We start from the raw sequence: 13,700 nt of genomic DNA, 5'->3' as shown, positions 1-13,700 counted from the left end.
GTAACTCATCTTATTTAAGATGAATAAGCTAACTCTTAATATGATTAACTTGAAATTTTAGACCGCCAAAATATAGCACAATAAAATGGCCAAACTTACTTTTGTTAGTCGTAGAAATAAAAAAACGGGCATTACGCCCGTTTTTAAATGTAAACCTAATGGTTTATTGCTTTATTTCGCTAACTTCATTAGTAACGTGTTCAAGTTCTGTACAAAACTAGATGGGTCTTTCAAGCTACCCTGTTCTGACAATGCAGCTTGATCAAACAATACGCCTACCCACTGATTAAACAGCTCTTCATCTTGGGTATCTGCCAGCAGCTTCACCAAGCTATGCTCAGGGTTAAGTTCAAAGTGATACTTCACGTCTGGCACGGTCTGCCCTGCTGCCTGCATAAGCTTCATCATTTGCGTAGTCATGCCATTGTCGTCTGCTACGATGACTGCAGGTGAGTCTGTTAAGCGATGGGTAAATTTAACGTCTACGACCTTATCGCCAAGTGCTGTTTTAGCTCGCTCAAGAACACCTTCAACTTGCTTTTCTGCTTCTTCTTGCGCCTTCTTAGACTCTTCGTCTTCTAAGTCGCCTAAATCTAAGTTTCCTTTCGCAATTGAGACAAACTGCTTCTCGTTAAACTCAGTAAGGTGAGACATTAACCATTCGTCAATGCGCTCGCCCATCAATAGCACTTCAATTCCTTTCTTGCGGAAAATCTCAAGGTGAGGACTAGACTTGGCAGCTTGCAAGCTATCTGCTGTCACATAGTAAATCTTATCCTGGCCTTCTTTCATTCGCTCAATATAGTCAGCTAATGATACGGTTTGTGCATCAGACTCACCGTGTGTAGAAGAGAAGCGTAGCAAGCCAGCAATTTTCTCGCGGTTACTGAAATCTTCAGCCGGCCCTTCTTTTAACACGTTGCCGAATTCATTCCAGAACGACTGATATTTTTCATTGTCGTTCTTCGCCATTTTTTCAAGCATCTGTAATACGCGCTTAGTACAACCTTGGCGTAGCGCTTGCGTTATCTTATTGTCCTGTAGAATTTCACGAGACACGTTAAGCGGAAGATCATTGCTGTCTAGCAAACCTTTAACAAAACGTAGATAAGTAGGCATGAACTGTTCGGCGTCGTCCATAATGAAAACGCGTTGAACGTAAAGCTTAAGACCATGACTTTGGTCGCGATTCCACATATCAAACGGCGCTTTAGAAGGGATATACAATAAACTTGTATATTCTGTTTTACCCTCTACTTTGTTATGCGCCCATGCAAGAGGATCAGCAAAGTCATGAGAGATATGCTTGTAGAATTCGTTATACTCGTCATCAGTAATCTCAGACTTTTCACGAGTCCAAAGAGCGGTGGCTTTGTTTACAACTTCCCATTCACCAGGCTGGCCTTCAATTTTTTCGCCATCAGGGCCTTCACTTTCAGGCACTTCATCTTTCCACATCTGCACAGGAATACTGATGTGATCAGAATACTTACTTACGATAGAGCGTAAACGCCATGCATCAGCAAATTCTTTTTCGTCTTCGCGTAGGTGAAGCGTAATCTCGGTGCCGCGTGTAGGCTTGTTGATTTCGGCAATAGTGAATTCACCTTCACCGTCTGAAATCCACTCAACACCTTGCGATGCATCTGCTCCAGCAGCACGAGTTCGCACCGTTACTTTGTCAGCTACGATGAACGCAGAGTAAAAGCCAACACCAAACTGGCCAATGAGTTGTGAGTCTTTAGCGCTATCGCCAGAAAGTTTGCTAAAGAAGTCTTTAGTGCCTGACTTAGCAATTGTACCCAAGTTCGCAATGACTTCATCGCGAGTCATACCAATACCGTTATCGGTAATGGTGACGGTATTTGCTTCTTTATCGACGCTAAGCTTTACGTTTAACTCGCCATCGTTTTCGTAAAGACTGTCATTTTCTAGCGCACGAAAGCGTAACTTATCCGCAGCATCTGCCGCGTTTGACACTAACTCACGTAGAAAAATTTCTTTGTTTGAATACAAAGAGTGAATCATCAGATGAAGAAGCTGTTTTACTTCTGTTTGAAAACCGTGGGTTTCTTTGTGGGCTGCTTCAGCCATAATCCAATATCTCCTCGTTGAATGGATCACGTTTGATGTTAAACAGGTAAGGTCGCTCAACGCACTTTTCAACGTTTAGAACGAAAATTTATTTTTTATAAGGAGATTTATCTTCAATAAAGTTTGATGTTGAGTATTTTGTGGGCGAGCGATAAGAGAGAACGTGACGTAGGCCCGCCAGATGCGGACCCACGTTGAGTGTTTTAATTACTAAGAATGGGTATACCCCAATTTACAGTACTATAGTTTGCGGCGACCCGAAAATGCGTGGGTGAGAGTATTACCATCAATATACTCGAGCTCTCCCCCAACCGGCACGCCGTGGGCAATTCGAGACGCATCAACGTTATGGCTTGCACAAAGTTGAGCGATATAATGTGCCGTGGCCTCCCCCTCTACAGTCGGGTTTGTGGCGAGGATAACTTCATTTATCCCACCTGCGGCAAGACGAGCCTCAAGCTCAGTAAGACCAATTTCTTCTGGCCCAACGCCGTCAATAGGAGACAAATGACCCATAAGCACAAAATACTGCCCCTTGTAACTTAAGGTTTGTTCGATTGCTAGTACGTCTTGTGGGCTTTCAACAATGCATAACAAGCCACTTGCTTCTCTTTCAGGGTGACGACAAATGTCACATAGCTCGTCTTCAGTAAATGTTCTGCAGCGCTTACAATGATGAATATGCTCCATGGCATTGTGTAATACGTTGCTTAAATCAATTGCCCCAGTGCGATTACGCTCTAATAGGTGGAATGCCATACGCTGAGCGCTCTTGTTGCCAACGCCGGGAAGACACGTTAGTGCCTGAATTAATTCTGAGAGTAGCGGACTGAACTTCATAGTATTTACTGCTTTGGTGCTTTTTCTTTTTGATTCGAGCTTTCGCGGTATTTAATCACGTTCCGCTTTGCTTGGTCGAGCTTAACTTCATAAATGTTGCCCCCAAATAACCCCTTGTACTCTTCATCGGTGAAAACCAGCGTGTTGTCGTCATAAAACGTCACTGCCTCTTTTTGTGTGACTACGCCTAAATCAATACGCGACACATCGCCACTGAAGAAGTTATCGCCTTCAAAATTTTCAAATAACCACAGGCTTGTTGAATCTAACAGCACCAGTTTAGTCCTATCAGGGCTTATTGCAGCCGATGTGATCCAGCATAACTTTTCAAGGGTGGTACAGGTTTTAAATTCGCCGATGAGCTGTGCGTCAAAGTTAGCGGCATGATCCCCCACCTTATACAACTTGGTGATGCCATCGAAGGGTTTTGTTCTATTTTTTGTAAACAGGTAGAGGTTACGCTTGTACTCTACAAACGCTTCCAAATCGTAGTTCTTGTCTTTCGGTTTTACTTTTCCTTTTCCCATTTCCGGGTAAGTAAACTTAATGATTTCTGCTTCTGTGGTATCGGTTTTTATGTCAATGGGGTTTTCAATTTTATAAATCGTTAACCAGCGTCGCTTGTTGTCATTGTTGCCGAAGTCTCCCAAAAAGAAATGACCGAAACTGTTTTGTGTCATGTCTTCCCAGTCGACGTTTTTGGCATTTGTAACTGTAACTTCCCTCTCAATAGTTCCATCTTTATTGAGCATATAAAGGATGGGTCCATCGCCACTGTCGTTAATGGCCCAAAGCCTTTTGTATTTATCGTATTCTATACCTGAAATTTCCTTAAGCTTCGGGTCGACCGTTACTGTTTTCATTTTAAACAGGTCGTGAATACTCATAAAAAACAACACAGTTGCGATGGGTAGTAAAATAACCGTGGTGATAACTAAGCCTTTCCTTAGCACTACTAAAACCTCTATTTTAACGAGTTAACTTTCGCGATTAGCGGTTAACTGAACACGTTGAGTTTTCTGAAAGATAAAAAACGCAATGATACAACGATCATTCAACTATTTGGGACACTTTTTCTACGGAACAACGGTTAAATGAGATTTTACAGTTAATGTCGATGAGTTGGGCATGCGCTCAATATTTGTAAGCTGTGTATCAGCCCATAATTATCAACGTATCATGCTGAAAACAAGCCTAACCTTTATCAGTAAGTAGACGTTGACGTCCATCTTTATTGAATACGGTTTCATCGTGCTTTATGAATTTTTCAATGATTGACTGCTCATGGTCAGTAAATGCAGTTTCAAAATTTTGGTGACCAACGCTCACTGTAGCTTTTTGCCCATTTGCTAACTTTTCGTTAGCCAGCGCTAACTGACTAATGAAATCATTTAACGATATCCGATTGTATGTAAAGATCCCGGGCTTACTCAATGATGCAGGTGTGAGTAAGTCATCATGTTCAAGCATAAAGGCGTGTTTGAAAATTGCTTGAGACTTTGTGAAGCAGGCAGTAGGGCTGCGCAGAGTAGCAGCTTCTGGAAGCGCTTTAATACGGACGCTCTGACCATTGTCTGCGGTTTGCCAAGTTACACCACACACACTAACACTAAATGCATCCACCTGATTAGCAGTTTCCTTTCGCGCTAGCGTTGAGACGGTATCCAATGCTTGAAGCTCAGCAAGAACTTGAGGTAAAGACGTCATTGAGAGCTTTTCAATTGTTATCTTTCCCGTGTTGGACTGATAAGTAACCTTCAGCGTGTTCTCTAGATAGTAGACTTGGCCTGTGTCCTTCCAAAGGGATACAGCGGTATTATTGATAGACGGGTTTTCGACGGCACAATCGCGTTGGGCCTGAAAGCGTTTTAACATTTTTGCTAACACAGCGTCCTCCCTCATTTCGAACTGCCACATTCTATTATTTGTGTTCCTTTGCTATGCGCAAGCTAAATGACTGAATGTGACAGTGTTTTAATGTTACGGAAGAAAGGCCTGGTTGAACTATTGCTAAAAATACTTATTTAAAACTGATAGCACGTTAGATTTTACGTGCGTATACCGACACCACAAACGTTAATGATAACTATTATCATATTGTAAAGTGTGCGAGAATGGCAGCATGGCTTGATGACTAAGTAAGTAGGAAAACGAATGCGAAATCTTATAAACGCAACCGTAACCCAAGTTCACCATTGGAATGACACTCTGTTTAGTTTCAAAACAACGAGAGAATCATCTTTTCGTTTTGAAAGTGGTCAATTCGTTATGATTGGTCTTGAAGTAGATGGTAGGCCACTGATGAGGGCCTACAGCATCGCAAGCCCAAATTATGATGAGGAATTGGAATTTTTTAGTATTAAGGTGCCAGATGGTGCGCTTACTTCTCGCCTTCAAAATATAGAACCTGGTGACCAGGTAATGATTAATGTTAGGCCTACAGGTACGCTCGTGCCTGGTTTCTTGTTACCCGGAAAACATCTTTATTTGCTCAGCACTGGTACAGGTCTAGCACCATTTATGAGTATTATCAGAGATCCTTTCATTTATGAAAGCTTTGAAAAAATTATATTAGTTCACGGAACGCGGTGGCGCTCTGAACTTGCCTATCAAGACGAAATTGAGCACCAACTTCCTAACAACCCTTATTTCGGTGACGAAGTGCGTGAGAAACTCATTTACTATCCTACTGTCACGAGAGAAAGTTATGAGAAAAACGGTATCGCTCACGAAGGACGGATAACGAAGCTAATTGAAAGCGGAAAGTTGATGGATGATATAGGTATGCCTGAATTAGACACTGAAAATGACAGATTCATGCTATGTGGCAACGACAACATGCTACAAGACCTTATGTCTATGCTAGACGACAAGGGCTTCTCGAAAGCTAACTCGCGTCGTCAGGGGCATTATGTAATTGAACAAGCATTTATAGAAAAGTAATGCGCAACGCATTTGCCTGACCATCGGCAACATTTTAAGTTTTCAATAAAAATCGCCGGCGTGTTGCCGGCGACTTTCTATGATTTCACTCGCAAAATACTTGCAAGCTGTATCGCTTCTAGCTTTACATAATTATTTAAAACGGCATTTTGAAGCCAGGAGGTAATGGCATTCCGCCAGTTACATCACCCATCTTCTCTTTGCTAGTTTCTTGAACTCGACGTACCGCGTCGTTAAATGCTGCAGCAACCAAATCTTCAACCATATCTTTGTCGTCGTCCATCAATGACTCATCAATGTCTACACGACGCACGTTGTGGTTGCACGTCATGGTTACTTTAACCATGCCTGCACCCGCTTCACCTGTTACTTCAATTTTGGCTAGGTCGTCTTGTGCTTTTTGCATGCGCTCTTGCATTTGCTGCGCCTGCTTCATGATATTGCCCATTCCACCTTTAAACATAATTTTTGTCTCGCTTCGTTTTGGTGTTAATAATTCTGCTATCGCGCTTTAACCGAATCGGTTAGCACTGACGCATCGAAAGTCGATAGCAATGCTTGAATTGTATCGTCGGTTTTAATCACCGAGTGTGCATGCGCATGGCGCATGGCATGAATCTCTTGTTGCAACGCAAAAGGTGTAGATGCTGGTTCACCTAACGTGATATTTACTTCAACGTTTTCACCCAACCCATGATGGATTGCATCAACCAATTGCTTTTTCGCACTATCATTTAATAAATGCGTCTGACTATGGTCAATTTCAAGGGACACTTGATTGCCCGCTCGAGAAAATGATGCGTGCAGCACCAATTGTTTGAGTAGACCAGCAACTGGCATTTGCTCAACTAGATTGCTCCATTCGTCAATTTGGCTAGCGTGAGTTAATTTGCTTCCGTCATTTAAGTACGCTTTTAACTGCCCGTCATAGGTACTGCTCAGCGGCGTATCAAAATTTAGAGCATCCCGTGCAAAAGACCGATCTCCCGCACTTTCCATTTGCTCTGGGGAATTGCCGTAATTGGAGCTGCTATCTGAGGGAGCTTCAACATAGTCAGCACCTTCAACGTGTTGAGATGGTTGATTATCGTAATCAGTAGCCCAAGGTGGCATATCCTCAACCGGTGTTTCCGAGTTTGATTGCGCCTCAGATTCGTCATTTGAAAAAGGCATATCCTCTTCAAATTCATCAAGCGAGAAATCGCTCGTGTTGTTTGAGCTAGAATGACTCTTTTCTGACTCGCTAGTATGCATAGTGTCAGAAGAATGCGCGTGAGTATTACCTAAAGACGAGCCTGAATTTGTACTTTCCAGTTGAGGAGTGTCACCGCGCGCAACACTATTATCTTTATGTTCTGAGCCGCTATCTATACGCTCCGGGGTGTTCTCTCTAAGCTCTGGGCTACTATTTAGAGGCTCAGGGCTATGGTCTTGCAGCTCACGGCTGTCTTCATGCCCAACGGGGTTTAAATCACCACTCTTGATTTCGTTATCAGCGTTAGCCTGCCCTGCACTATTATCGCTACCCTTGTTAACTCCATGTGCAGTTTGTGCAGTACTCAACGCCTCGGCTTTACTTCTGGTAAAGCGCGCTTGAATATCACTTGCACTTTCGGTCTTAGCATTTGCTGCGCTGGTACTTTTTGACTCTGCGTCTTGTGCTTTTCTTTGCTTTAACTTTTGACGAAGTGCCAACATATCAGCCGTAGAGGTAAGCTGCTCTTCAGCGGTTAATGAGGACGGTTCGTTCTCGTGCGCCAACGACTCGCTGTTTTTATCAGAGCCTTTGGCGTTATGAGAGCCCTCAGCGTTATGAAAACCCTCAGCGCTTTGAAAACCTTCAAAACCTAAGGAACCATCATCTTCTGACGGAGGTGGCATATCGTCCATGTACGCATCTAACGGAGGTCCATCGAAATATTGCGCTGCTTCGTTATGGGGCGCACTGACTTCACTTGGCGTTGGTTCAAGCTCTGCAGCAACGCTTTCTGTTTGTACCGCTTGTACCGCGGTGTTTTCTACGGGTTGCTCTTCAAAAGACGAAGTTGGAGCTGGCTCTACGGATTCATCATCATATGAAGCATCACGCTCAAGTGCCGTTGTTTGAGTTGTCGTTGCACCTGACTCTGCATGAGGTAGCGCCGCCAGAGTATCACTTCCACTCAACTCGCTTTCATCAGCGGCTGCGTGTTTCTGCTCTTGCTGTGATTCAAATGGAGACGTCGATTGTTCTTGCTGCTCTTTTTCAATTATTGATGTAGCAAGTGAATCTGGGGTAGATGGCGCACCTTCTAACGACTGAGCAGAGGTAGATTCAACCGATAGATGTGAAGGCCTCTCCTTCTGCACATTGGTTGCAGAAGTTTCGCTTAACGGCGCTTCCTTCTGCTTACCGACGTTTCCCGGGCCACCACTGGAAGAAACATGATCTACAGGTAAACTATGCTCACTCCTCCCGTTTTCAATTTCACTTGCCGCGTCGTCGATGGGGGTGTTTGGAGCAAACGACATCATTCGCATCAATGTCATTTCAAACGCACTTTTTCCATCCGCAGCAAACGGTAAGTCTTTTCTTCCTTGCAGTGCAATCTGATAAAGCAGCTGCACTTGCTCAGCTGGAATAGTTTTCGCTAATTGAAATATCGCTTTAGCCGATGTGGTTTCTAGCTTACATGCTTCAGGCACCCATTGCGTTAACGCTATTTGGTGCAGCAGGCTAGCCAATTCGCTGTGTACGTTGTCATAATCGGGGGCTTGCTCTGCGATGTCATTGACCAACTGCAATACATCGGCAGGACTTTTACTTACTACCGCATGAACCACTTTAAGCAACTGGTTCTTGTCCATCAGCCCCAACATATCGGTTACCACCGATGCCAGCACTTGATTTCCACCCTGTGCAATCGCTTGGTCTGTTAAACTCAGCGCATCACGCATACTACCTTGGGCGGCTCTTGCCAAAAGCGTTAGCGCTTGTGGCTCGAAAGGTAGCTGTTCATGCTCTAAAATATGCTGCAGCTGTCCAACAATCTGCTCCCGAGACATGGCTTTCAAGTTAAACTGCAAGCAACGGGATAAGATGGTTATCGGAAGCTTTTGAGGATCAGTGGTCGCCAGTAAGAACTTAACATGTGGAGGTGGCTCTTCCAGCGTTTTTAACAGCGCATTAAAGCTGTGTTTTGAAAGCATGTGTACCTCATCGATAAGGTACACTTTGTAACGCCCGCGAGTAGGTTTGTATTGCACGTTATCAAGAAGCTCGCGAGTATCCTCAACTTTGGTTCTTGATGCAGCGTCAATCTCTAACAAATCAACGTAGTTCCCCTGCTCTATCTCTTTACAGGTGTTACATTGACCGCAAGGATTTGCCCCTTGTCCTTCTTCGCAATTAAGGCTTTTCGAAAAAATACGTGCAATGGTAGTTTTACCTACGCCTCGCGTACCTGTAAACAGATAAGCGTGGTGTAGACGATCGTTATCCAAAGCATTTGAAATGGCAGAGACAACATGTTCCTGACCCACAAGTTCACTGAACTTGCCCGGTCGCCACTTCCTTGCTAGTACCTGATAACTCATTATTACGTATTTCGCCTTTTGCTAGTTATGCTTTATAGCGATTATTCGCCTTCAAACTCACAAATAGAGTAGCTTTCTATATCAAGCGTACTCAATTTCTTCTCGCCACCTAGGTCCGGTAAGTTAATAACAAAACCTGCATGGTTTACTTCACCGCCTAGTGAACGAATTAGTTTCGCAGAAGCGGCTATCGTTCCACCAGTTGCAAGTAAATCGTCAATAAGAAGGACTTTATCACCTGGCTCAATGGCATCTTTATGGATTTCCAATGTATCCATGCCATATTCAAGCTCGTAGCTCTCGCTAACTACTTCACGAGGAAGTTTGTTGGGTTTTCTCACTGGAACAAAACCAATGCCCATTTCGATGGCCAATGGCGCACCAAAAAGGAACCCGCGTGCTTCAGTACCTGCTATCTTGGTAAATCCCATACCTTGATACTTTTCTACAAGTAACGAGATACAGCTACTAAATGCTTTGTGATCTTCTAAAACGCTGGTCACATCTCTAAATAAAATACCTGGCTTTGGATAGTCAGGTACGGTTTTCACTACTGATTTAATATATTCTGCAGTCACAATTATGCCTTGAATGTCTGCGTTATAACCAGAAGGTGAACCAGCCGGCGATGATATGCATCAACGGGAACGCGATTAGAGTTACTAGCGATGCTAGAAAGTACCACTTGTTATAGACTTCTTTGAAATCTGAATTGTCAGCCATTTGCACTACCTAAACAATTTTGTGAACAAAAAAATGGTGCTAAATGTTAATCGAAAGCAAGCCCGATTGACAGCGCTAATATGATCGATCGCTCACTTTCAGACCAGATCCTGGCGAAAGTTTAATATAAAGCAGGTAAATAGTAATGGTTACTTAGGATACTGGAAGCAGTATTCCTTTTTGTAACATGTCAGTGAGGGTCTGGTTCATACCATTTATAAGCACGTTTGAAGGAATTTGGGGAAGTTGTTGGCACAACGACTCAGCTAATTGTTCTATTTCCATCCCCAGTTCATTTTGTTCCAGCGTGTTGACTAAAATAGCCGTCACCGGATTAACATGAGCAAATTGAACGTCAAACTCACGGTCTCTGTAAACAACGTAGAACTGCTGTTCTTCGGCAGGTTGCTCTGGGATATAATCCTCACCAATTAGATGGACTTCGAACTGATATGCCGCCAACGAGGCATACGGTGACACTCTAATGGCGGAAACATTGTTTTCTTGCTGATAGAACTCAACATTATCTTCATTTTTTCTGATACTAACGTCAAGCTCAAGCCACTCATAGTGAGCAAGCTCCGCAGCAAAGTCAGGCAGAGTAAAATCGAAGTTTGGCTCTGTTGAAAGGTACTCAACGAACTCTTTACTTATTTCAGCAAAATAAGGAGAGCGGCATTCGTGCTCAATAAAAAACTGCCGCACAATGCTCTCCCACCCTTTCTCACCATACTGTTTTACTATGATGGATTTTAGAACCGGAAACCCGGTGCTGACGAAGTTGTCGATGTTATTAAAAAACAGGGATTGATAGATTTTCATTCGACGAGCGTGATCGGCGTTGGTACCGCAATATGTTTGAGGATCTTTGATCGCATCAACGAACGTTTTCTGGGTGGCATGGAATGACTGGGTCACGCGACACTTCCTTTAACCTTTGACGCTATGGCAACTTCGCATCTTGCTTGAATTTGCTTAATTCTCTTCACTTCCGCCAGCAATTCGTTTAAGGGGGGAATATTAAAGTCACGCTCTAACAATGTAGGAAATACGCCATGTGTGAGGTAAGCGTATTCCAATAGTTCCCAGACTGGTTCAATGACATCTGCCCCATGTGTATCAACTTTTAAATCTTCAGCTTCATCATAATGACCTGCAATATGTCCATATACAATTTTGTCTGAGGGCAAGCCCTTAATAAACGCCTTTGCATCATATTTGTGGTTAATACTGTTCACGTAAACATTGTTTACGTCGAGAAGCATCTTGCAACCCGATTCATTTAGTATGCTCTTGGTAAATTCAAGCTCATCCATCTCTTGGCCTGGCGCAATGTAATAAGAGACATTTTCTAAGACCAGCGGTCGTTCGATGATATCTTGAACTTGAACAATTCGAGATACTACGTGCTTAATCGCGTCTTCAGTAAAAGGAATTGGCATCAGATCGTACATATGCCCGTTGCCAGAACAAAAGCTTAAGTGCTCGCTATACAATGCAATATTGTTTGCATCTAAAAATCGCTTAACGGTTTTTACAAACTCGACATCTAGTTTGTCGCTACTTCCGATAGACAAAGATAAACCATGAGTTGTAAAGGGAGCTTGCGAAGACGCTTGCTGAAATTGTTCTTGGTACTTCCCACCAAGTGGGATCCAATTTTCAGGGGCTACTTCCCAAAAATCGACTTCAGATGGCAATGTAGGTAAAAGCGCTTTTAGCATTTCCCGACGAAACCCAAGACCTGCGCCACAGATGTTTTTCATATCTTCCCCTTTACCGCATGGGATTGCACAATTGTAACGTACGTTACTAGACAAAAAAGGCCATCATTCGACAGCCATTTTTTTGCTAAGCGTAACTCGTGTAGCCTTCATCATTCTTTTTCAAGCTACACTATGCTTTTTGAATGGCGGTTACATGCTACCGCATTTGCCTTCGCCGCACTTGCCTTCTTTGTCAGCTTTCTTGTCGCCGCCACATTTGCCTTCGCCGCACTTGCCTTCTTTGTCAGCTTTCTTGTCTCCGCCGCACTTACCTTCGCCACACTTGCCTTCTTTTTCAGCTTTCTTGTCGCCGCCACACTTACCTTCGCCGCACTTGCCTTCTTTCTCTGCTTTGTCGCCGCCGCATTTACCTTCGCCACACTTGCCTTCCGCAGCGAATTGGCTGTAACCAGATTCTAATGCTTGCATACCAAATGGATTTACATCTGCTACTGCAACAGTTGACGCCAAAGAGCCAATTACAACTGCACCCAACGCTGTCGCTACTGATGATTTTTTGATTTGTTTCATTGATGTACCCTCAATAATATTAGTCATGTTTAACGTACAGTAAGCACGTGTACTTTAAAAGACCCTGTGGGCCTAAAGGATATTTCACAAAAATTAATTTTTTTACAATTAATTTTTATGACATTGATATTAAAAGGTTTTATATTAACAAAAGTGTATCTGCATACTTTTACAATAAGTTAACAGGAAAAGTTAAGTACAGTACCTACAAAAAGTACAGGGTAAACGCGGTGAAGCAACAATTTTATCTAGGTCAATGGCAAGTCGATGTAACCAGCAATACTCTATCTCTCGGCAAGCTTAAGAGGACTATAGAGCCGAAAACCATGGATGTTCTGCTGCTGTTGTGTCAGCAAAAAGGAGAAGTAGTATCCTCTGACGAGATCGTTGCTCAGTGCTGGCCTAAACATATTTGTTCACTACCTCGAAATTTAGCTTTATATAAAAGCGTATCAGCCGCTTGCAACAGAGAAGTTATGTTCTCATAACAAAGATTTTCATTCGCTGCCACTCCCATATTAACTGTGAGCTTTTTATTTGACACAAGTATGAAGTGCCTGACACTGAGCCGCCCGATTCGTATAGGCAACAGTTGTGCAGCTTGGTAAGGAAAGAGTTATTTATTCGCACTTCGATAGGATTCTAATATTGTAGAGTCACTTATATGTGTAGTAACCAGATTCAAACTATCAACAAGTTCATCTTTGTACCTGCTGTGATTTGAAACTGCAAAATAGGAAGGTATGGTCAACTTGTCTGAAATACTTACCTCAACCAATCGACTACCTAAGGACTCTGTATAAAATTGGTAGGGTTGTTTGTAGCTAATTAGATAAGACGTTCTTCCAACATCAAAAAGGTGAATCGCGTCGCTACTTGTCGGCATATCAAAAAATTCAAAACCTTCTTGCTGAAGTGCCTGTCGAATACCTAAATAGTCATAGCCGCGAATTGCCGAAATTGACTTATCATCCGCAAGTTGTCCGTTATGTAGAAGTACAATAGATAAGTAAACAAATGGAGCGTCTATAAATGTAGCGTTCTGATCTAACGCTGAAGTACCTCTGACATTAATTGTGACATCGACCTTCTCAGTCTTCACACGTTCAAACAAACGGGCCGGAGGCATGCATTCAACTAACACGTGATAATACCAATTGCATTAATTAATTGACCAACTTTATCCACTCTCTCCAACAGAGATTTTTGACTCGTTCAACATCCGCA

The 13,700-nt window shown here is 43.0% G+C and carries 13 protein-coding genes and 1 pseudogene; 2 read left to right on the top strand and 12 right to left on the bottom strand.

Going from position 1 to position 13,700, the window contains the following annotated elements:
- Positions 1-171 precede the first annotated feature (171 nt).
- The 4 genes from htpG to QME20_RS15385 form a co-directional block, all read right to left on the bottom strand.
- A complete protein-coding gene (htpG, locus tag QME20_RS15400) occupies positions 172-2,094 on the bottom strand; it encodes a molecular chaperone HtpG (RefSeq protein WP_014950044.1) in 1,923 nt (640 codons plus the stop codon).
- Positions 2,095-2,334: 240 nt separating this feature from the next.
- Complete coding sequence (gene recR, locus QME20_RS15395) at positions 2,335-2,934, bottom strand: recombination mediator RecR (RefSeq protein ID WP_014950045.1); 600 nt, start codon at positions 2,932-2,934, stop codon at positions 2,335-2,337.
- 5 nt (positions 2,935-2,939) lie between these two features.
- Positions 2,940-3,887, bottom strand: a complete 948-nt coding sequence (locus tag QME20_RS15390) for a hypothetical protein (protein ID WP_014950046.1) — start codon at positions 3,885-3,887, stop codon at positions 2,940-2,942.
- A gap of 241 nt (positions 3,888-4,128) precedes the next feature.
- Positions 4,129-4,821 (bottom strand): hypothetical protein, encoded by a 693-nt coding sequence (locus tag QME20_RS15385; RefSeq protein WP_231514306.1) that lies wholly within the window; start codon positions 4,819-4,821, stop codon positions 4,129-4,131.
- 267 nt (positions 4,822-5,088) lie between these two features.
- On the opposite strand from QME20_RS15385, the gene QME20_RS15380 reads away from it, so the two are divergent.
- Positions 5,089-5,877 carry a ferredoxin--NADP reductase gene (locus tag QME20_RS15380; RefSeq protein WP_049588633.1) on the top strand — a complete coding sequence of 263 codons (789 nt, stop codon included), beginning with the start codon at positions 5,089-5,091 and terminating at the stop codon, positions 5,875-5,877.
- A 136-nt stretch (positions 5,878-6,013) separates the two neighbouring features.
- Here the strand turns inward: QME20_RS15380 and QME20_RS15375 are convergent, their stop codons facing one another.
- The 7 genes from QME20_RS15375 to QME20_RS15345 form a co-directional block, all read right to left on the bottom strand.
- Complete coding sequence (locus tag QME20_RS15375; protein WP_014950049.1) at positions 6,014-6,340, bottom strand: YbaB/EbfC family nucleoid-associated protein; 327 nt, start codon at positions 6,338-6,340, stop codon at positions 6,014-6,016.
- Positions 6,341-6,378: 38 nt separating this feature from the next.
- Positions 6,379-9,453, bottom strand: coding sequence for a DNA polymerase III subunit gamma/tau (gene dnaX, locus QME20_RS15370; RefSeq protein ID WP_049588632.1), 3,075 nt, complete (start codon positions 9,451-9,453; stop codon positions 6,379-6,381).
- 41 nt (positions 9,454-9,494) lie between these two features.
- Positions 9,495-10,031, bottom strand: a complete 537-nt coding sequence (gene apt, locus QME20_RS15365; protein WP_014950051.1) for an adenine phosphoribosyltransferase — start codon at positions 10,029-10,031, stop codon at positions 9,495-9,497.
- Between the two features lie 22 nt (positions 10,032-10,053).
- Entirely contained in the window at positions 10,054-10,176 is a 123-nt protein-coding gene (locus tag QME20_RS15360) for a hypothetical protein (protein ID WP_256253717.1), read from the bottom strand.
- Between the two features lie 153 nt (positions 10,177-10,329).
- The gene (locus tag QME20_RS15355) at positions 10,330-11,094 is read right to left on the bottom strand and encodes a putative DNA-binding domain-containing protein (RefSeq protein ID WP_049588631.1); all 765 of its coding nucleotides are present in this window, start codon (positions 11,092-11,094) and stop codon (positions 10,330-10,332) included.
- On the bottom strand, positions 11,091-11,942 hold the full coding sequence (locus QME20_RS15350) for a DUF692 domain-containing protein (protein WP_049588630.1): 852 nt from the start codon (positions 11,940-11,942) through the stop codon (positions 11,091-11,093). The genes QME20_RS15355 and QME20_RS15350 overlap by 4 nt, the downstream gene beginning before the upstream one ends.
- Positions 11,943-12,092: 150 nt before the next feature.
- Entirely contained in the window at positions 12,093-12,473 is a 381-nt protein-coding gene (locus QME20_RS15345) for a hypothetical protein (RefSeq protein WP_049588657.1), read from the bottom strand.
- Positions 12,474-12,520: 47 nt separating this feature from the next.
- On the opposite strand from QME20_RS15345, the pseudogene QME20_RS15340 reads away from it, so the two are divergent.
- Positions 12,521-12,877: pseudogene (locus QME20_RS15340) on the top strand (transcriptional regulator); the annotation flags it as partial.
- Positions 12,878-13,089: 212 nt separating this feature from the next.
- Here QME20_RS15340 and QME20_RS15335 read toward each other — a convergent pair.
- Positions 13,090-13,617: a hypothetical protein gene (locus QME20_RS15335; protein WP_231514307.1), complete on the bottom strand. Its 528-nt coding sequence runs from the start codon at positions 13,615-13,617 to the stop codon at positions 13,090-13,092.
- Positions 13,618-13,700: the final 83 nt, after the last annotated feature.

It is taken from the genome of Alteromonas sp. CyTr2 (assembly GCF_947311905.1).
GTDB classification, from domain to species: Bacteria; Pseudomonadota; Gammaproteobacteria; order Enterobacterales; family Alteromonadaceae; genus Alteromonas; species Alteromonas macleodii.
The sequence above is the reverse complement of the archived record's forward strand: the minus strand, read 5'-3'. Positions and strand labels throughout refer to the sequence as shown.